This is a genomic window from Wenyingzhuangia fucanilytica (genome assembly GCF_001697185.1).
GTDB classification, from domain to species: Bacteria; Bacteroidota; Bacteroidia; order Flavobacteriales; family Flavobacteriaceae; genus Wenyingzhuangia; species Wenyingzhuangia fucanilytica.
In genome coordinates this window covers 453,537-472,592 of record NZ_CP014224.1, presented here as the reverse complement: position 1 = coordinate 472,592, position 19,056 = coordinate 453,537, and the positions used below count along the sequence as shown (strand labels likewise).

20 protein-coding genes are annotated in these 19,056 nt (G+C 31.3%); 10 read left to right on the top strand and 10 right to left on the bottom strand.

Annotated elements, in window-relative coordinates; translation table 11 throughout:
- Positions 1-2: 2 nt before the first annotated feature.
- Genes dapB through AXE80_RS02085 form a run of 5 tightly spaced genes read left to right on the top strand, consistent with a single transcriptional unit; the run spans position 3 to position 3,834 of the window.
- Complete coding sequence (gene dapB, locus AXE80_RS02100; RefSeq protein ID WP_068824254.1) at positions 3-704, top strand: 4-hydroxy-tetrahydrodipicolinate reductase; 702 nt, start codon at positions 3-5, stop codon at positions 702-704.
- Positions 705-719: 15 nt separating this feature from the next.
- On the top strand, positions 720-2,273 hold the full coding sequence (lepB, locus tag AXE80_RS02095) for a signal peptidase I (protein ID WP_068824253.1): 1,554 nt from the start codon (positions 720-722) through the stop codon (positions 2,271-2,273).
- A 2-nt stretch (positions 2,274-2,275) separates the two neighbouring features.
- Complete coding sequence (locus AXE80_RS02090; RefSeq protein WP_068824252.1) at positions 2,276-2,911, top strand: WbqC family protein; 636 nt, start codon at positions 2,276-2,278, stop codon at positions 2,909-2,911.
- Positions 2,898-3,212: a DUF6122 family protein gene (locus AXE80_RS14475; RefSeq protein WP_083194462.1), complete on the top strand. Its 315-nt coding sequence runs from the start codon at positions 2,898-2,900 to the stop codon at positions 3,210-3,212. The genes AXE80_RS02090 and AXE80_RS14475 overlap by 14 nt, the downstream gene beginning before the upstream one ends.
- Before the next feature lie 43 nt (positions 3,213-3,255).
- Positions 3,256-3,834, top strand: coding sequence for a Crp/Fnr family transcriptional regulator (locus tag AXE80_RS02085; protein WP_068824251.1), 579 nt, complete (start codon positions 3,256-3,258; stop codon positions 3,832-3,834).
- 40 nt (positions 3,835-3,874) lie between these two features.
- On the opposite strand, the gene AXE80_RS02080 is transcribed toward AXE80_RS02085, so the two are convergent.
- The 8 genes from AXE80_RS02080 to AXE80_RS02045 all read right to left on the bottom strand — a co-directional run bounded on the left by AXE80_RS02080 (position 3,875) and on the right by AXE80_RS02045 (position 12,327).
- Positions 3,875-5,593, bottom strand: a complete 1,719-nt coding sequence (locus tag AXE80_RS02080; RefSeq protein ID WP_068824250.1) for a DUF349 domain-containing protein — start codon at positions 5,591-5,593, stop codon at positions 3,875-3,877.
- Positions 5,594-5,636: 43 nt separating this feature from the next.
- A complete protein-coding gene (locus AXE80_RS02075; RefSeq protein WP_083194702.1) occupies positions 5,637-7,055 on the bottom strand; it encodes a COG3014 family protein in 1,419 nt (472 codons plus the stop codon).
- A gap of 77 nt (positions 7,056-7,132) precedes the next feature.
- The gene (locus tag AXE80_RS02070; protein ID WP_068824248.1) at positions 7,133-7,720 is read right to left on the bottom strand and encodes a penicillin-binding protein activator LpoB; all 588 of its coding nucleotides are present in this window, start codon (positions 7,718-7,720) and stop codon (positions 7,133-7,135) included.
- 31 nt (positions 7,721-7,751) lie between these two features.
- Positions 7,752-8,147 carry a hypothetical protein gene (locus AXE80_RS02065; RefSeq protein WP_068824247.1) on the bottom strand — a complete coding sequence of 132 codons (396 nt, stop codon included), beginning with the start codon at positions 8,145-8,147 and terminating at the stop codon, positions 7,752-7,754.
- A gap of 99 nt (positions 8,148-8,246) precedes the next feature.
- A complete protein-coding gene (locus AXE80_RS02060) occupies positions 8,247-8,990 on the bottom strand; it encodes a shikimate dehydrogenase family protein (protein ID WP_068824246.1) in 744 nt (247 codons plus the stop codon).
- Between the two features lie 3 nt (positions 8,991-8,993).
- Positions 8,994-9,998, bottom strand: a complete 1,005-nt coding sequence (locus AXE80_RS02055; protein ID WP_068824245.1) for a DUF368 domain-containing protein — start codon at positions 9,996-9,998, stop codon at positions 8,994-8,996.
- Between the two features lie 2 nt (positions 9,999-10,000).
- Entirely contained in the window at positions 10,001-10,924 is a 924-nt protein-coding gene (locus AXE80_RS02050) for a polyprenyl-phosphate transporter (RefSeq protein ID WP_068824244.1), read from the bottom strand.
- A 35-nt stretch (positions 10,925-10,959) separates the two neighbouring features.
- A complete protein-coding gene (locus tag AXE80_RS02045; RefSeq protein WP_335673664.1) occupies positions 10,960-12,327 on the bottom strand; it encodes a tetratricopeptide repeat protein in 1,368 nt (455 codons plus the stop codon).
- A 148-nt stretch (positions 12,328-12,475) separates the two neighbouring features.
- On the opposite strand from AXE80_RS02045, the gene pyrR reads away from it, so the two are divergent.
- From pyrR to AXE80_RS02025, 4 genes are read left to right on the top strand one after another with little or no spacing between them, the layout of a single operon-like run.
- On the top strand, positions 12,476-13,024 hold the full coding sequence (pyrR, locus tag AXE80_RS02040) for a bifunctional pyr operon transcriptional regulator/uracil phosphoribosyltransferase PyrR (RefSeq protein WP_068824243.1): 549 nt from the start codon (positions 12,476-12,478) through the stop codon (positions 13,022-13,024).
- Positions 13,025-13,954 (top strand): aspartate carbamoyltransferase catalytic subunit, encoded by a 930-nt coding sequence (locus AXE80_RS02035; protein WP_068824242.1) that lies wholly within the window; start codon positions 13,025-13,027, stop codon positions 13,952-13,954.
- 5 nt (positions 13,955-13,959) lie between these two features.
- Positions 13,960-14,286, top strand: coding sequence for a hypothetical protein (locus AXE80_RS02030; protein WP_068824241.1), 327 nt, complete (start codon positions 13,960-13,962; stop codon positions 14,284-14,286).
- On the top strand, positions 14,286-15,200 hold the full coding sequence (locus AXE80_RS02025) for a ribonuclease Z (protein WP_206208133.1): 915 nt from the start codon (positions 14,286-14,288) through the stop codon (positions 15,198-15,200). The genes AXE80_RS02030 and AXE80_RS02025 overlap by 1 nt, the downstream gene beginning before the upstream one ends.
- A gap of 74 nt (positions 15,201-15,274) precedes the next feature.
- On the opposite strand, the gene sppA is transcribed toward AXE80_RS02025, so the two are convergent.
- Complete coding sequence (gene sppA / locus AXE80_RS02020; protein WP_068824240.1) at positions 15,275-17,005, bottom strand: signal peptide peptidase SppA; 1,731 nt, start codon at positions 17,003-17,005, stop codon at positions 15,275-15,277.
- Between the two features lie 62 nt (positions 17,006-17,067).
- Between sppA and folK the strand changes: the two genes are divergently transcribed.
- The gene (gene folK, locus AXE80_RS02015) at positions 17,068-17,577 is read left to right on the top strand and encodes a 2-amino-4-hydroxy-6-hydroxymethyldihydropteridine diphosphokinase (protein WP_068824239.1); all 510 of its coding nucleotides are present in this window, start codon (positions 17,068-17,070) and stop codon (positions 17,575-17,577) included.
- Positions 17,578-17,713: 136 nt separating this feature from the next.
- Here folK and ahcY read toward each other — a convergent pair whose 3' ends face one another.
- Positions 17,714-19,027: an adenosylhomocysteinase gene (gene ahcY, locus AXE80_RS02010; protein WP_068828590.1), complete on the bottom strand. Its 1,314-nt coding sequence runs from the start codon at positions 19,025-19,027 to the stop codon at positions 17,714-17,716.
- Positions 19,028-19,056 lie beyond the last annotated feature (29 nt).

The window sequence follows — 19,056 nt, the reverse complement described above, 5'->3', positions numbered from 1 at the left end:
GAATGAAAATAGCATTATTAGGATACGGAAAAATGGGACAGACTATTGAAAAAATAGCTGTTAGTAGAGGACATGAAATTGTTGTTGTTGTTGATGAAAACACCAAAGAATACGATATTACTTTAGCCGATGTTGCTATTGATTTTAGTATCCCTTCTGTTGCTGTAAACAACATATCAAACTGTTTTAACAATAATGTACCAGTGGTTTCTGGTACTACAGGTTGGTTGGCAGATTACCAAAAAATGGTGGATTTGTGTAACGAAAAAAATGGTGGATTTATCTACGCATCAAACTATAGTTTGGGAGTAAATATCTTTTTTGAATTAAATCAACATTTGGCAAAAATGATGAAAAACTTATCTCAGTACAATGTTACTATGGAAGAAATTCATCACAAACAAAAATTAGACGAACCTAGTGGAACAGCTATCACATTAGCCGAAGGAGTTATAGAACACACCAAATACAACGGGTGGGAAGTTGATAAAGCTACAGAAGAATTAAACATACCTATCAAAGCGATTCGTAGTCCTGAAGTTCCTGGAACTCACACGGTAGATTACACATCTGAAGTAGATAGTATAGAAATTAAACACACCGCTCATAACCGTCAAGGATTTGCTTTAGGAGCTGTTATTGCTGCTGAATGGTTAGTAGGAAAACACGGAGTATTTTCTATGAGAGATGTATTAGGTTTATAATAAAAAAACAAAAAAATGAGCTGGATTTTATTCTTTATAGTAGTACAGGTACTACACTTTGCAGGAACTTGGAAACTATATCAAAAAGCAGGTAGAAAATCGTGGGAAGCTGCTATTCCTGTTTACAATGCAATAGTGCTAATGGGAATTATTAACCGACCTAAATGGTGGGTAATCCTTTTGTTTATTCCTGTAATCAACCTATTAATATTTCCAGTGATTTGGGTAGAAATTGCTCGTAGTTTTAGAAAATTTGATACTAAGGACACTTGGTTAGCTATTTTATCTTTAGGTTTTTATAATTTCTATTTAAACTATGTTGTATTTGATCAATTAAAATACAATGCCAATAGAAGTATTAAACCGCCTAGTAAAACTGGAGAATGGGTTAGCTCTATTACATTTGCTGTAGTTGCTGCTACACTTGTACACACGTACATTATGCAACCTTTTACTATTCCAACTTCATCTTTAGAAAAATCTTTACTTATTGGAGATTTTTTATTTGTAAGTAAGTTCCACTACGGGGCAAGAGTACCTATTAGTCCTATATCATTACCAATGGTACACGACTCTATTCCTAAAACTAAATTACGTTCTTATGTAGAAGGAATTGAGTTTCCATACATGAGGCTTCCTGGTTTACAAAAAGTAAAAAGAAACGAAATTGTTGTTTTTAACTGGCCATCAGATTCTTTAGCGTTGATGTGGGGAGATACCTCGGACAAATTCACTTACAAACCTATTGATAAAAAAACCAATTATGTAAAACGTTGTGTAGGAGTTCCTGGTGATAGTTTAGAAATTAAAAACGGATACATCTACATTAATGGAGAGAGAACTGTTTTGCCAGACCGAGCAAAGCCTCAGTTTAATTATTACGTAGAAACCAATGCTCCTTTTACTGCTGATGAAATTATACATGGTTACAATGTAAATCCTTCTGAAGCTTCTGTAATGAATCAAGAAGGAACAAAGTACTTTATCAATTTAGATAAAGAACATGCTTTAATGATGCAAAAGGATCCTAAAGTAACTTCTATCAAAAGAAGTATAGATCCTAAAGGAGTTTATGATCCTAGTATTTTTCCTCACGATCCTCAATATGCTTGGAGTCAAGATAATTACGGACCAATTTATATTCCTGCCAAAGGAGATAAAGTTGTTCTAGATAAAAAATCACTTCCTTTTTACAAAAGAATTATTTCTGAATACGAGAAAAATAATTTTGAAATTAAAAGCAATGGAGATATTTACATCAACGGAATAAAAACCAATGAATATACTTTTAAACAAGATTATTTTTGGATGATGGGAGACAACCGTCAGCGTTCTTTAGATGCACGTTATTGGGGATACACTCCTTTTGATCATGTTGTTGGTAAACCTGTATTTATTTGGATGAGTTTAGATCAAAATGAATCGGCTATTAACAAAAAAATACGTTGGAATAGATTATTTACTACCGTTGGTGGCGAGGGAGAACCTAAGTCTTATTTTGTATATTTCTTAGTAGCAATAGGACTTTATTATGTTGGTAAAGAAGTCATCAAACGAAGAAAAAAATAAATATGATTCCTAAACTTTTAGTACAACCTGCATACTTTGCTCCTATAGCACAGTATGCAGCCATATTACAGGCAAAAACTACTGAGTTTGAAACACATGATAATTTTGTGAAACAAACTTATAGAACGCGCTGTTATATATATGGTGCTAATGGAAAACTACTTTTAAACGTACCAGTAAGCAAAGCCAAAGGACAAAAAACGTTAACCACAGAGGTTGAATTAAATTACGAAGAAGATTGGCAAAAATTGCATTTAAAATCTTTGCAATCTGCGTATAGAACATCGCCTTTTTACGAATATTACGAAGCTGATTTAACAGGTATTTTTACAACAAAGCATAAATACTTGTGGGAATTACATCAAAAAGTACATGCTTTTGTGATGGATGCTTTACAAGAAGAAAAACCTTCTTCTGAAACTACCGAATACTTTAACGATTATACAGACAAAACAGATTTAAGAAGTTGGATTGAAGCTAAAAAGAAATTAAATATTGATTTTCCTAAATATGTACAAATGTTTGACGACAAACATGGATTTTTAGAAAACTTAAGTATTTTGGATTTGATTTTTATGGAAGGTCCTAATGCTAGTTTGTATTTAGAAAATTTAAATATCAACAATGCTCTCACTTAAATTTTGTATCCATTATGGATTACATTTTTTATTTCCAGGACTCATTGCCTATGTATATAATCCTAAAAAATGGAAACGAAATTGGTTGATATTAATTTCAACCATGTTAATAGATCTTGATCACTTATTAGCAAGCCCAATTTTTGATCCTAATAGATGTAGTATTGGATTTCATCCATTACATTCTTACATCGCTATTTTTGTTTACATTATTTTGTTATTCTACAAAAAAACAAACTTAATTGCCATTGGCTTTTTATTTCATTTATTCACGGATTTCGTGGATTGTTACTTAAAATAATTTACATTTGTTAAGAATAGATTTCTTAACATTTTTTATAAATATGGAGACATTTTTAAAATTTATTAACAACATACACCCCTTACCCGAAGAAATTCTCAAAGCATTTTTCGACTTAGCAAAAGTAAAATCATATAAATCAGGAGAGCATTTATGCGAAATTGGTAACGTAAACAATAAATTGTTTTTTGTAATTGAAGGTATTACTAGAACTTACATGAAAACAAGTTCTGATTCAAGAGAAATAAACAAGTCTATTGCAGCTCCTGGACAATTAGCTGGTTCTTTAAAATCTGCTATACAAAAATCTCCAGCATTAATTGCTTGTCAAGCTTTGACTGATGCTGTAGTAATGGAAATTAGTGTTGACGATTTAGCAACCTTAAGAAAAATATATCCAGAATTTGGGGAATTTATGTATAAAACAGTAGAAAGAGAATACACACAGTTAGAAGAATCTTTAATTGATTTACTTTCTAAAAACGCTACTGAACGCTATCTTATTTTAAGAAAAAACATTAAAAACATAGACCAATTAATTCCACAATTTCACATTGCTTCGCATTTAGGAATCACCCCTATACAGCTAAGTAGAATTAGGAAAAAATTATTAAAACAATAAAAAAAAAGAGAAGCTAATAGCTTCTCTTTTTTTTTATTGTTTATTGAAATGATTTTAAATATTTCATTTTCTTTTTAGCCAAGACTAATTTTTCTTTTTCAGTAGCTATAGACTTCATTACAGTATCAAATAAAGGGTTTCCTTTTTTACTGTTAGAAAAGAATCCTAAATTATTTTCTAGCTGCTTTAAATCTTTAGTAACAGTATCAACTTCTTTACGCAACTGATCGTACTCCGTATATAGTTTTTTACTATCAATTGCTAATAAGTAAGCTATCTTTAATTGATATTTTATAAACTCCGCCTCTACCTTATCTTTTGGTAAAGCAAGTTCTTTGGTAATCAAATGTAAAATATCTTGATCTATTTTATTTTTTTGTGATGGTACCAAACCATAAGCAATCCACTCTTTAAGCAAATCTTTGTAAGAATCTACATTAATTTCAACCTCAGCTAATTTTGCTAAAAAAGCTTCTTTTTTAACTAAGTTCTCTTGTTCTTCGGCAGTACCTTCTTTTTTAACATTATTTAGTCTATCAAAATAAGCATCGCAAACTCCTTTAAACTCTTTCCATAAAATATCTGCTTGTTTTCTAGGTACAAAACCTACTCTTTTCCAAGCGGCTTGAATTCTTTTAAAAACCTCTGTTGCAGCTTCAAAATCATCAGAATCTTTCCAAGCCAAAGCTTCTTCTATCAAAGCTTTTTTACTTGCAATTGCCTCGTTTTGCGAAGCTTTTATTTCTTTAAAGAAATTGTTCTTAGCACTATTAAATTCTCTTGTTGATTCTTTAAAAACATCCCAAACTTCTTTGTTTTTGTTTTTAGGAATTTTACCAATAGCTAAAAATTCTTCTTTTAAAACTTCAAAAGCATCTATGCTTTTTTTCCAATCTCCAAAAGTTTTATTTTTAGAAAAATCAAAAGTTTTAATTTCTTGAATTTTCGCTAATTTTTGTTCGTAATTTTTCTCTTCAACATTTCTTAACTCCTCTAACAACACAGCTCTTTTATCGTGAATGGCATTAGATAAAGCTGAAAATTCTTCCCAAACTGGCTCTCTAAACTCTTTGGCTACAGGTCCAGTTTCTTCCTTCCAAATTTTATGTAAAACCTGTAATTCATTAAAAGCAAACTGAACATCACTATGCTCTAACAATTCTTTAGCTTTTTCTATAATTTGATTTTTAGCTTCTAAATTGTGTTTAAAATCAATCGCTCTTAAATCATTATTGATGTGCAATAAATCATAATACTGCTCTACATACAAGTGATAATTTCCCCAAGTTTCTTGATATTTATCTGAACTTACAGGGCCAACTTCTTTCCAATCAGAAACCAATTGTTGAAATTCTTTATAAGTATTTGATACCTCACCTTTTTCTACTAAAGCTTTTATAGATGATATAATTTCTTCTCTTTTAGCTAAATTAGTAGTAAGCTCTTTTGCTATTTTTTGATAGTGATTGTTCTTTTTCTCTACATAAGACTTCCATAAATCTTTAAACTCGGTCTGAATAGGTTGAGAATACTCAAAATCTATTTCATTACCTCCTTCTTGTACAAATGCATCCTTGGCTTTATCCAACTGCTCATTATATTGATAATAAAAAGAAGCTCTAATAGCACTTGCTTGTTCTTTTATGTCCTGTATAGGATTTTCATCAATTAACTTCTTTAAGGTAGCAACCAAAACTTCTAGAGACATTGTTTTATAGTCTATTGATTGAGTTTCTTTTTCCATATCTATGGTAATCATTATATTTTAATTTTCTCTTAACTAATTCCAAAACTAACTAATTTTAATTAAAGCCTTGACTTTGTGGGGTAATATAGTTGATGAAATTTAGGTTTCCAGACGGTTTTACCTCAAATTCCTTTGCTACAGTCTCCCCATTGTTTGTTTTTACTTGGACTTTAACCTTATTCTCAGTTTGATTTAATGGTATTCTTGTATAATATATTTTATTAGGTAAGGTTTGCCAGTTTCTGGTATCCGTTTTTTCTGTTAAAGCATTAATCAACCCTAACACCGCTCCTAAATTCTCATTTTGATTTCTTACTATGTTTTCTGATAGTTTTTTGGTTGCCACACGTATGGCAATCTTTCCAATCTCTCTTATAGTTCTATCTTTTAATGTTTGAAAAGCAATAGTTTTATAATCTTCTACCAACTCTAATTTATATTCTTCGGAAACATTATTGTTTAAAATAACTTTACCGTTGGTAAAATATGGAGCTCTATCTTCATATTTAGGAAAAGCAATATTAAAAACATTAAGATCGGAAAAGCCTCCATTACTATTATGATTACCTGTTGGTACAGGAAAACTAATTCCTAATTCTTCATTTGCAATACTTACAAATCCATTATTATTTCCTGGCAACGAGGTAAAAGTAAAATACGTTTGTGATTTATATGGAACCAATCCACTTTCCCAAAACACAACCAAATCTCCTTTAAAATCATTAGGTTTTGCTTCGTATTTGATTTGAAATAATTCTGAATACCTCAACTCTTCGTCCTTAAATCCTAAACGATGTGCGGAGTTTATCAAATCTTTTTTTAACTGTGTAGGAATATTAACACCGAAATAAGTTCCTTCATTTTCTTGATAAAGTTCAACAGCATTTCTATAAGATATAAAAGCATCGTTTAAATTTCCTGTAACTTCATACAACAAACCTTGTAAATTAAGTGCAAAAGCATCTGTAGTATAACGGTTCTTTTTTCCTGCAGGGTAAGCATCGTTAATTTCCTGAAGTTGAAGATTAATTCTTTTGGCTTCAACCAAAGCTTCATCATAAGAATTTAAAAAAATATAATTCAGTGCTTTGTAATAATGAATGGCTACTTTCTCAAAGTCTTCACTTTTATAAGTTGTTTTTTCTGGGTTAGACAAAACCGCTAAAGCCTCGCCAACCTTGCTTACTTTATGATCTTCAATCAATAAATCTGCCTTGTTAAAAAGCTCGTTACTCAGTTTATAATCTCCTTTTAAATAGGCTATTTTTCCTTTTTCTAAGCAGTATAACAACTCATTTCTATCTTTGGTAAGAAACTTATTATTATCAATACTTTTCATGGCAACATCAAATTCACCACTTAATACTTCATGCTGATATTTTGCGCTTAACTGATGGTAAGTAGCACATCCGAATGTACTTAAAGCTAATACTGCAACAAGTACATATTTTATTATAAAAACGATTTTTTTCATATCAATCATGAATAAAAAAACTGTTTAGAATTCAAAAAATAATTCCTAAACAGTTTTTTCTCAAATAAAAATCAAGACTAATTTTTAACGTATTTCTTGATTTTTTTATCTCCGAACCAAACTTTTTCGTTTGTTTCAATATTGGTTAACTCTAAATCTATTTGGTAGTAAACCACTTTTTGTTTTTTTAAGGCATCAACCACAGAGTTTATAGACCCTTGCAACATAAAATCCGCTCCGGTTTCTAAACCAAACTTTTTCATAGTAGATACTGATGCGTTTGTTTGTTGATCGGCTTTTTCTGCTCTTAGTTCATTTCTCATTTCTCCACCTTGAACCACTTTTGCTTTTTGATATTTAACCAAAGCTTTTTCTACCTCAACAGTAAAAATCTCCGCATCAATATGTTCATGAGACTTGTTACGAATTAAACCAACTATAACTGCTGGTTTTTTTCCTTTTTCAATCATAAACTCATTAATCCAATCTCCCATGACGATTTGAGCACTTAACGCTTCGGCACTTAACCTAGCATCTGTATCGTTCCATCTACCACTAATATCAATTTGTTCATTGGTATCTATTCTAGTTACTTTTCTAGAACATGAGGTTGTAGCTATTAATGTAACTACACTCATAACTGCAATTAACAATCCTTTTCTCATTTTTTATTTGTTTTATGTTTCTGTATTATTTTTAAAATCTACTTCTTCCTATAAAATATCCAAAACCAATACCTCTGTAAAAAGGATTTCCAATCACACTATTATAAGAATAACGATATGGATTAGATAAAACATATTGTGTGTTTTTTGCTCTTTCCATACGTTCTTCATGCCTCCATAAAGACCTCATTGCTCTATGGTCTTTATGTATTTTTTTTCTAATTCTCTTTTCTTCCATAGGATCAATAGCTACATATGTTTCTTGAGCTGTTGTTCCTTGTTGTAAAGTATATTCATCAGCAATTTTAGCATATTTTTCATATGCTGCTTGTGCGTTTTTGTTTTGATCAGTCTCTAAATGAGCATTTTCTTGTGCATATAAAGCAGAACTCATCACCAGTATAAATACAATTAAAATATTTTTCATGATTTCTATTTTTTTAAATTAACACTTAACTAAGATAATAATTTAAATACAAAAAGCGTTCCGTTATATAATCAAGTTATTGTTTTAAACAGATGATTTTTAACTATTCCAAATACTCCAGGATTTTTCTGCCTGTAGTTCTAACATCTCCAAACCATTTTTAATAGTGGCTCCTTGCTCTTTTCCTAAACGTAAAAAAGTAGTTTCTGATGGATTGTAAATTAAATCAAATAACAAGTGATTCGCATTTAAAAATTGATAAGGAATCTCTGGCTTTAATTCAATATCTGGAGAAGTTCCCAAAGGTGAACAGTTTACTATAACAGTATATTCTTTTATAATTTGTTCATTTAATTGATCGTAACTCCATCTATCTTCCGAAGCTGTTCTAGAAACAAACTTATAAGTAATTCCTAATTTTTGAAAAGCATAAGCTACTGCTTTAGAAGCCCCACCTGTTCCTAAAATTAAAGCTTTTGTGTGATGTGATTTTAACAAAGGTTCTAATGCTTTCTGAAATCCGTAAACATCTGTATTATATCCAACCACAGTTCCATCATCATTGAATTTTATAGTATTTACAGCTCCTATTTCTTTTGCATCTGCATCTATACTATTTAAAAAAGGTTGTACATCTTGTTTATAAGGAATGGTTACATTTAATCCTTTTAAACCATTTTCTCTAGCCTTTATAATTTCTCCTAAAACTGATATTTCTTGTAAATCAAAATTTACATATTGATGATTATCTAAACCTAATTTTTGAAATTTTTCTCCAAAATATCCTCTAGAAAAAGAATACGAAATATTTTTACCTACCAATCCAAAAGTCACCTTATCCATTAACTAATTTGTTTTTGAAAAACGATCTACAACCAGTACTAACATCACACCAACAACCACAAACAAAAGTGCTATCCAAGTTTGTTCTGTTGAGAAATCAGGTAAGTACTTATGAAAACCTACTACTATTTTACGATTAAAATTATCTGTTAAAAATACGCCATTTTGCTGCGCATATATTTTTTCTTTCCAAGGCCAAACAGTTCCTAAAGAACCTAAAATAAAACCAATGATAACGGCATTTACAATTTTACCCCATCTGTCTAAAACAAAAGCTAATATTTGCGATAAAAATATCAAACCAAAAACAGACCCTAATGTAAATACGGCTATTATGATTAAATATTTTTGATTACTAGCATCATAAAGAACCGCTGTATTTCCAGTAAATACTCCAACTATTACATCGTTTAAAACATTTACAGCATCTACCAATAAAAAAACATAATTCCCTAACAACATTAAGATATATGAACCGGAAAGTCCAGGTATGGTCATCCCTGAAACACCAATAACCCCACAAATAAATACAAACCAAAGATTGTTATTTTCACCGCTTGGGTGAATAAAAGTAATGGCAAAACCAACTGCAATTCCTAGAGCTAAAGAAACATAACTTTTAAATTCCCAGCCTTCGTATTTTTTAATTAAGTAAATACTAGAACCTATAATCATTCCAAAAAACAAAGACCAAACTTGTAATTCATTATGTTGTAAAAAATAATCTAAAAGTTTAGAAACGGTAAAATAACTAAATACCATTCCTCCAACAATGAAAATTAAAAACTTTGCATTAATGTAATTGTACAAACTTTTAAATCGACCATTAATCAACAGTATAAAAGCTTTTCCATTGATTTTTTGAAAAGAGTAAATTAACTCATTATAGAAATCTAACACATAAGCCACCGCTCCTCCAGAAACCCCAGGCACCTTATTGGCTACCCCCATGAGCATTCCTTTTAAAAAGAGTAATAGATTATAAAGTAAACTTCCTTTTGGAAACATATTTAAGATTTATAACTAGCCAACTTTTCTAGTCCTAGAATTAATGCAAAACCAGCCAAAGCTAGTAATAATGCAATAGTTAACTGAGCATCGCCATTATAATTAACTGGCAATATACTATTTTGTAATACTGGTACCTCAATACCTTTTGAATTAATTCTTGTGGTAATGGTTTCTTTCCAAGGCCATATTTTATTTAAAGATCCTAAAATAAAACCTGTTAAACCTGCTAAGGTTGTGTTTTTATAATGAACAAACATCCATTTTAATACTCTTGAAAAACTTAGTAATCCTACAATAGCACCTAAACCAACAATAGCAATTATTTGTATATCTCTTGAATGTACTGCTGTTAAAATAGCTTCGTAAGCTCCTAGCAATACTAATATAAACGCTCCAGAAATCCCAGGTAATATCATAGCACAAATAGCTAATGCTCCTGCTAAAAACAGAAATAAAGAAGATGCATCATCACTCACCATAGGTTCTGCAATGGTAATACAGTAAGCCAAAGCCCCTGCTAATACTAAAGCAATTATTTCTTGAACTCTCCATTTGTCTATTTGCTTACCAACATAGATTACACTTGCCACAACCAAACCAAAAAAGAAAGACCAAACCAAAATAGGTTTTGTAGCCAATAATAAAGAAATTCCTTTTGCTAAGGAAACTACGCTAATAGCTACCCCTAAAAGTAAAGCCAATATAAAATTTGCATTTGCTTTTTTCCAAGCCGCTTTAATTCCGTCTTGTTTTAAAACAGTTAATAATGATAAATTGATATTACTAATGGTTGTTAGCAACTCCTCGTATATACCAGAAATAAAAGCTATGGTTCCTCCCGATACTCCTGGCACTACGTCTGCAGCCCCCATTGCCATTCCTTTTAAAGAAATAATAGCGTAATCCTTAAATGTTCTTTTCATTAAAAAGTGTTTTAGAGCAAATGTAATTTTAAATACTAATTCTCCAAAAAGTTTAAAACCATTCTTTTCACTTTTGCATCTTCAAAAACCGTTGGATACAATTCTTGCATTACCAAATGATATTCGTAATCTAAACTCAATGCTGTTTTTAAGTGCAAGTATGCTTCTTTAGTTTGATTGGTAATAAAGAACAAACATCCTAATCTATATTCTATTTCTGCAAAATTATGATGTTGTTTTTTTGCTCTAATCAAAGTATTTAATGATCTAGAGAAATCACCCGTAAACACCCAAATATCTGCCAAAGTAATCCAAACATCAACTCCTGAATCATCTAATTCAATACATCTTTCAAAAGCCTCGGCAGCCTCTTCGTAGAATTTTAGGCGTAAATTAATTTCACCATTATATCTCCAATAAGTTACATTGGTTTCATCCAAAGCAATGGCTTTGTTTAAGTAATGTAAAGCCTTATCATAAGCTTTTTCTTCATTACAAACAATTGCCAACAGCATCCAACCTTTATCTAATAAAGGATCTTCATGCAAAGCTTTTTTATAATAATAAATTGCCTTAGTGGCATTGTTTTTCTTTTTGTAACACTCTCCTATTTGTAAATAAGCAAAAGCCGTAGGATCATCTAACTCTAAAGTAATTTGATAATTCTCTATAGCCTCATCATACCTATCTAACTTTTCTAAAGTCTTGGCTTTTTCTACATATCCACCAATAAAAGCCTCATCAATAACCACAGCATAATCAAATGCTTTTAAAGCTTTTTGATAATCTTTTAACACAAAGTACTGACGTCCTAATTGATGCCAAGCCACTTCGCAGTACGGATTTTTATTGATGTAATCTTCTAAAAAAGTAATGGCTTCTGTATGACTAGATTCCATTTCAAAACAATAAATAATATTGTATAAAGCCTGGTAATCTTCAATATCATACTCTAAACAAACCGAAAAATGTTCTCTAGATTTTTCGTAATCATCTAAATACAAATATTCCATTCCCAATAAAGCAGAAACATCGGCCAAATCATCAGTATATTCTTTAGCTCTAATTAAATAATCAATAGCTTCTTTATGCTTGTCGTCTTTAGAAAGCATGTTGGCTATTTGAATGTATACCTCATCATTATATGGGTAAATAGCCATTAAGTTGTCTAACAAAAGTCTTGCTTCTTCTAATTTGTCTTCAAAAACCATAATTTCTGCCTGTATCAATTTGATATCTGCAGAATCTGGATGTTGTTCCAACGCTAAAAAAACCGCCTTTTTTGCCATAGAAGTATTTCCATCATCTAAATAGTAATGGATAATCTCCTCAAACTCAGTTGTATCAAAAAAATACACATCATTTGTTTTAAGCATTTCCTCAAATTTCGATAATGACATCATCCTCTTTTTCTTTTTAGTAGAGCAAACTCTATTAGTCTTACATAAATATAAAGCACATTACTCAATTATCATGCCCTTGTAACTAAATGTTTTTAACAAATTAATCAACAAAAAACCTATATTTGTACTACTAATTTACTTAGATCTTATGAGTGACAAAATACTTCTAAACTCAAAAAAAATTCAAATCATTCTTCAACGATTGGCTTGCCAGCTAATTGAAAATCACGGTGATTTTTCTAATACCGTTTTAATTGGTTTACAGCCTAGAGGAACTTATTTTGCTGAGAGAATTGCTTCTATTTTAAGAGATGATTACCATATTAAAAACATTAAACTAGGAAAATTAGACATTACTTTTTACCGTGATGATTTTAGACGTAGAGACGAACCTTTAAGTGCAAATTCTACCGAAATTAACTTTTTAGTAGAAGGACAAAAAGTAGTTTTTATTGATGATGTTTTATTTTCTGGAAGAAGCATTAACGCTGCTTTAACTGCCATTCAGTCATACGGAAGGCCTGCCGAAGTAGAGCTTTTAGTATTGATTGACAGACGTTTTAGTAGACACCTACCTATTCAACCAGATTATAAAGGTGCTACGGTAGATGTAATTAACGAAGAAGTAGTAGTAGTAAATTGGAGCAACGACACCTTATCGGATGCTGTATATATAACCAACAAGAAAAAGAAATAGATGAAGACCTTAAGTGTTCCAAACCTATTAGGAATTAAGCACCTAGTTAAAGAAGATATTGATTTAATTTTTGAAACTGCAGATCATTTTAAAGAAGTGATTAACAGACCTATTAAAAAAGTTCCTTCTTTAAGAGATATTACCATTGCCAATTTGTTTTTTGAAAACAGTACTCGCACAAAACTTTCTTTTGAGTTGGCCGAAAAACGTTTATCTGCAGATGTAATTAACTTTTCTGCTTCGGGTTCCTCTGTAAAAAAAGGAGAAACTTTAATTGATACCGTTAACAATATTTTGTCTATGAAAGTAGATATTGTGGTTATGCGTCACCCTGATGTTGGTGCTCATGAATTTTTAGCTAGACATGTAAATACTCGTATAATTAATGCTGGAGATGGAACTCACGAACACCCAACACAAGCCTTGTTAGATTCTTTTTCTATTAGAGAACACTTAGGAGATGTTGCAGGAAAAAAAGTTGTTATTGTAGGAGATATTCTTCACTCTCGTGTAGCTTTATCAAATATTTATGCTTTAAAATTACAAGGTGCAGAGGTTAAAGTTTGCGGACCAGTGACTTTAATTCCTAAATACATTGAAAGTTTAGGTGTTGGTGTAGAAACCGATTTAAGAAAAGCTTTAGAATGGGCCGATGTTGCCAATATGTTACGTGTACAAAATGAACGTATGGATATTAAATATTTTCCATCAACTAGAGAATACACACAATTATACGGAGTTGATAAAAAGTTATTAAATTCTTTAGATTCCGAAATTACCATTATGCACCCAGGACCTATAAACCGTGGAGTAGAAATTACTTCTGATGTTGCAGATTCTGACCAAGCCATTATTTTAAATCAGGTAGAAAACGGAGTAGCTATCCGTATGGCCTGTATTTATTTATTAGCATCACAAATTAAACAATAGGTTTTATGAAAGTTACAACCTCTGACAAATACACTCTTTTTAAAACAGAAACTGATTTTGATACTTTTTTTGATGAAGTTTCAAAAGTATTAGCCAAATATAAAAACAGAAACATCATTCTTGATGTTTCTAGTATTGATACTACAGAAAGCCAAATAAAATCTTTAAGTGGATTTGCAGAAACTCAAGCCGAAAACGAAAAGTCTTTTGCCGTTATTCTTACAGATTTTGATGCAGATGCTTTTGATGAAGAATTAAATGTAGTCCCTACTTTGGTAGAAGCCATTGATATTATTGACATGGATGAAATGACTCGTGACTTAGGGTTTTAATGGGGATTCAACTCACCATATTAGGCTGTCACTCGGCCACCCCAAGAACTAATGCACATCCAACTGCTCAATATTTAAAAATAAACGAAAGGCATATTTTAATTGATTGCGGAGAAGGAACCCAAGTTTTATTAAGACAACAAAAAGTTCCCTTTGCAAAAATCAAACACATCTTTATTTCACATTTACACGGAGATCATTTTTTTGGTTTGGTAGGATTAATTTCTACTTTTGGATTGTTAGATCGTAGAACAGAACTACACATTTACGGCCCTAAAGGAATTAAAGAAATTATTACCCTTCAACTTAAATTATCAAAATCTTGGACTTCATTTCCATTGTTGTTTCACGAATTAGAAAGCAAAGAAAGTGAAGTGATTTTTGAGGATAAAAAACTAAAAATATCCACCATTCCTTTAGACCACAGAGTCTACACCAATGGATTTCTTTTTGAAGAAAAGCCAAGTTTAAGAAAGTTAAATATGGAAAATGTTGCCATGGAACCCGAAATTGAAATTTGTGATTATCACAATTTAAAAAACGGAAAAGACTTTGTAAAACAAGATGGAACTATTTTAGAAAACAAAGATTTAACTTTACCTCCAAAAGATACTCATAGTTATGCATTTTGTAGCGATACTGCATACAAACCAGATATTGTTCCAATTATTAAAAACGCTACATTATTGTACCACGAATCAACCTTTTTAGAAGATAAAAAGAGTTTAACAGAAAGGACCAAACACAGTACTGCAAAAGAAGCTGGAAAAATAGCTAAACAAGCCAATGTACAAAAGCTTATACTTGGACATTATTCTAGTAGATATAGCAATCTAGAGGATTTTAGAACAGAAGCAAAAACCGAGTTTACCAATGTTGAATTAGCAGAAAGCGGGAAGGTTTTTATTATTTAAAAAAATCTCAATTCCGATTGACAACCATAAGGTGTTCAAACGGAATCGAGAACTTAGAATTTTATCTTTTAAACTTATTCAATATTCATTTCAAAAGGAATTCTTGCTTGAGCTCCTTTCGTTTTCATTAATTCTTTAGTATTAGCCAACCACTGCAAATTGTATTGAGACAAAAACTCATCTACATTACTTTTAGCTAAAGGATTTAAGCTAAACATTTCCTTAAAATCAACTTCGTAACTTGGTAATTCTTTTAGAGTATAATCTGTTACTCCTGCAATTTTAGCAGCATAACTAATAGCAGCATCTAAGCCTCCTATTTCATCAACCAAACCTACTTCAATTGCTTTACTTCCTGTCCATACCCTACCTTGCGCAACAGCATCAACTTCTTCTACAGACATATTTCTACCTAAGGCTACACGATGTAAAAATTCATCATAAATATTTTCAATTCCTTCTTTTACAACACTTTTAAAACGGTCATCAATTGGCTTCACTACACTGTAATAAGCTCCGTTATTATGAGTGCTAACAACTTCTGAATTAACTCCAATTTCTTTAGCCAATTCCGATGCATTAGGCAACATACCAAAAACACCTATAGACCCCGTAATTGTTGTTGGTTCAGCAAAAATTCTATCAGCTCCACAAGCAATATAATATCCTCCTGATGCTGCATAATTCCCCATAGAAACAACCAATGGCTTTTCTTTTTTTGCTTCCTCTACTGCTCGCCAAATTAAATCCGAAGCCATAGCGCTACCTCCAGGAGAATTTACCCTAAAAACTATCGCTTTTACATCATCATCTTTTGCAGCTTTATTTAAAGCTTCAACCATTTTTTTCTGACCAATAATATCTATATCTCCTTGTCCATATTGGATTTCTCCTTGTGCATAAATTACTGCAACTTGCTTTTCACTTTCCATCAAACTCAATAAAGACATATTATTCATATAATCCCCTATAGACACTTTTCTTAACTTATCCTCTCCTAATTTATTTTTTAGCATGTCATTATAAGCATCTTCATAAATTAATCCATCAACCAAATGATTGATTAAAGATGACTTTGCAGATTTACCTAAATATCTATTAACCGCAAATTCAACATCAATATTTCTTGAAGATTGTATAGCCGTACCTACTTCATTCCAAACCCCATCAATCAAAGCTCCAATTTGCTCTCTGTTAGCATCACTCATTTCATTTGCAATAAAAGGCTCTACTGCGCTTTTGTATTTTCCATGCCTAATGATTTCCATTTTAACACCATATTTTTCTTGAAAATCTTTATAAAACATCACTTCAGAATGCAATCCTTTTAACTCTACATAACCTACTGGAGACATAAAAACAGAATCTGCAACCGAACTTAAATAATATTTTTTTTGAGCATATAAATCATCATAAGCATATACAAACTTTCCTTTGTTTTTAAAAGTTTCTAACATTTTTCTCATGGCAGTTAACTGTGCCAACCCCATGTTTTCAGGAATATTTCTTAAACTAATTCCTTTGATATTATCATCATAAGTTGCTTTTTCTAGCGCTTTACAAAGATTATTAAATCCAACGGTTTGTTCTTTTAATCCTAATATTTCTGTAATAGGATCCAAGCCAAAAGGACTATAATCATTCATTTCTCCCAACAAATCAATCTCTAATACAGAATTTGGTTTTACTTCTTTAACCATATCATTACTTACAGAAACAGCTACTCCAACCCCAATTAAAACAACAATTACTACTGCTATCCAGATAGCTAATAATGATGACAGTACATTTTTTATAAAATTCATGCTCTATTTTTTTTTAGTAAAACAAATATAAATGATTTCTTTGCCAAAAGAGATTTACACTCATGAACATTGCTCATTTATCATTAGGAACTAATTTAGGAAACAAACTAGAAAACCTAAACAATGCTATTAAAAAAATAACCTCATTGGGTAAAATTTTAAAAGTATCTTCTGTTTACCAAACACCACCTTGGGGATTTAAAAGTGATGATTTTTTTAATATTGCGTTAACCCTACAAACATCTTTAAATGCTGATGAACTCATTAAACATTTATTGAATTTTGAACTAGAATTAGGAAGAACTAGGGTTTCTGAGAACATAGGCTACCAAGCAAGACCTTTAGATATTGATATTGTTTTTTTTAATGATGAAATAATCAATACCGAAAACTTGACTATTCCACATCCAAGAATGCATGAGCGTAATTTTGTTTTGATTCCTTTAATTGAAATTGTTTCTGATTTTAATCACCCAGTACTAAACAAAACACTAGAAACTTTGTTTGATGAATGTGATGACAAGAGTGAAATTACTAGAACAAAACATCAATTAATTTCTATCAGCAAGTAAATCTTAGTTCAAAAACTCAAGTTCTCAACTTCGCTCGAACGCCCTTAAACAATCATAAGAAAAAGTCTAGACACATATTTATCAACATAAAAAAAGCCTCACAATTGTGAGGCTTTTAACTGTAAACACTTTGTGTTTAGTATCTGTAATATTCTGGTTTAAAAGGTCCTTCTACCTCTACTCCAATATATTTTGCTTGATCTTCTGTTAAAGTATCCAACTCAACACCAATTTTAGCTAAGTGCAAACGAGCTACTTTTTCATCTAAATGTTTTGGTAAAGTATAAACATCATTTCCATAAGCATCTGCATTGTTCCACAACTCTAATTGAGCCAACACTTGGTTTGTAAAAGAGTTAGACATTACAAAACTTGGGTGACCTGTAGCACATCCTAAGTTTACCAAACGTCCTTCTGCTAACACTAAAAATTCCTTTCCATCAATTGTATATTGATCTACTTGAGGTTTAATTTCTACTTTAGTATCACCGTAATTTCCGTTTAACCAAGCCATGTCTATTTCATTATCAAAGTGACCAATGTTACAAACAATTGCTTTGTCTTTTAACGCTTTAAAGTGACGTCCTACAATAATATCTTTGTTACCAGTAGTAGTAATTACAATATCTGCACGCTTAATAGCATCGTCCATTTTCTTTACTTCAAAACCATCCATAGCTGCTTGTAATGCACAAATAGGATCAATTTCTGTAACAATTACTCTTGCTCCTGCTCCTTGTAAAGATGCAGCAGAACCTTTACCTACATCACCATAACCTGCAACTACAGCAACTTTACCTGCCATCATTACATCAGTAGCTCTACGAATAGCATCTACCGCTGATTCTTTACATCCGTATTTGTTATCAAATTTAGATTTTGTTACAGAATCGTTTACGTTAATAGCTGGCATTGGTAATGTACCTGCTTTTACACGCTCTACCAAACGGTGAACTCCTGTAGTTGTTTCTTCTGACAATCCTTTAATCCCAGGAACCAATTCTGGGTATTTATCTAAAACCATGTTGGTTAAATCACCACCATCATCTAAAATTAAGTTCAAAGGTTTTTTATCCTCTCCAAAGAAAAGAGTTTGTTCAATACACCAATCAAACTCCTCTTCGTTTAAACCTTTCCAAGCATAAACAGGAATTCCTGCAGCCGCAATTGCAGCAGCAGCTTGATCTTGTGTAGAAAAAATATTACAAGATGACCAAGTAACTTCAGCACCCAAATCTACTAATGTTTCAATTAAAACAGCTGTTTGAATAGTCATGTGTAAACATCCGGCAATTCTAGCCCCAGCTAAAGGTTTTTGCCCTTTAAACTCTTCACGAATACTCATTAAACCTGGCATTTCAGCTTCAGCTAAATGGATTTCTTTTCTACCCCAATCTGCTAATGAGATATCCTTTACTTTATAAGGAACGTATGTTGTTTCTAAACTCATATTACTATATTTGTTGCTTTTAGACTGCA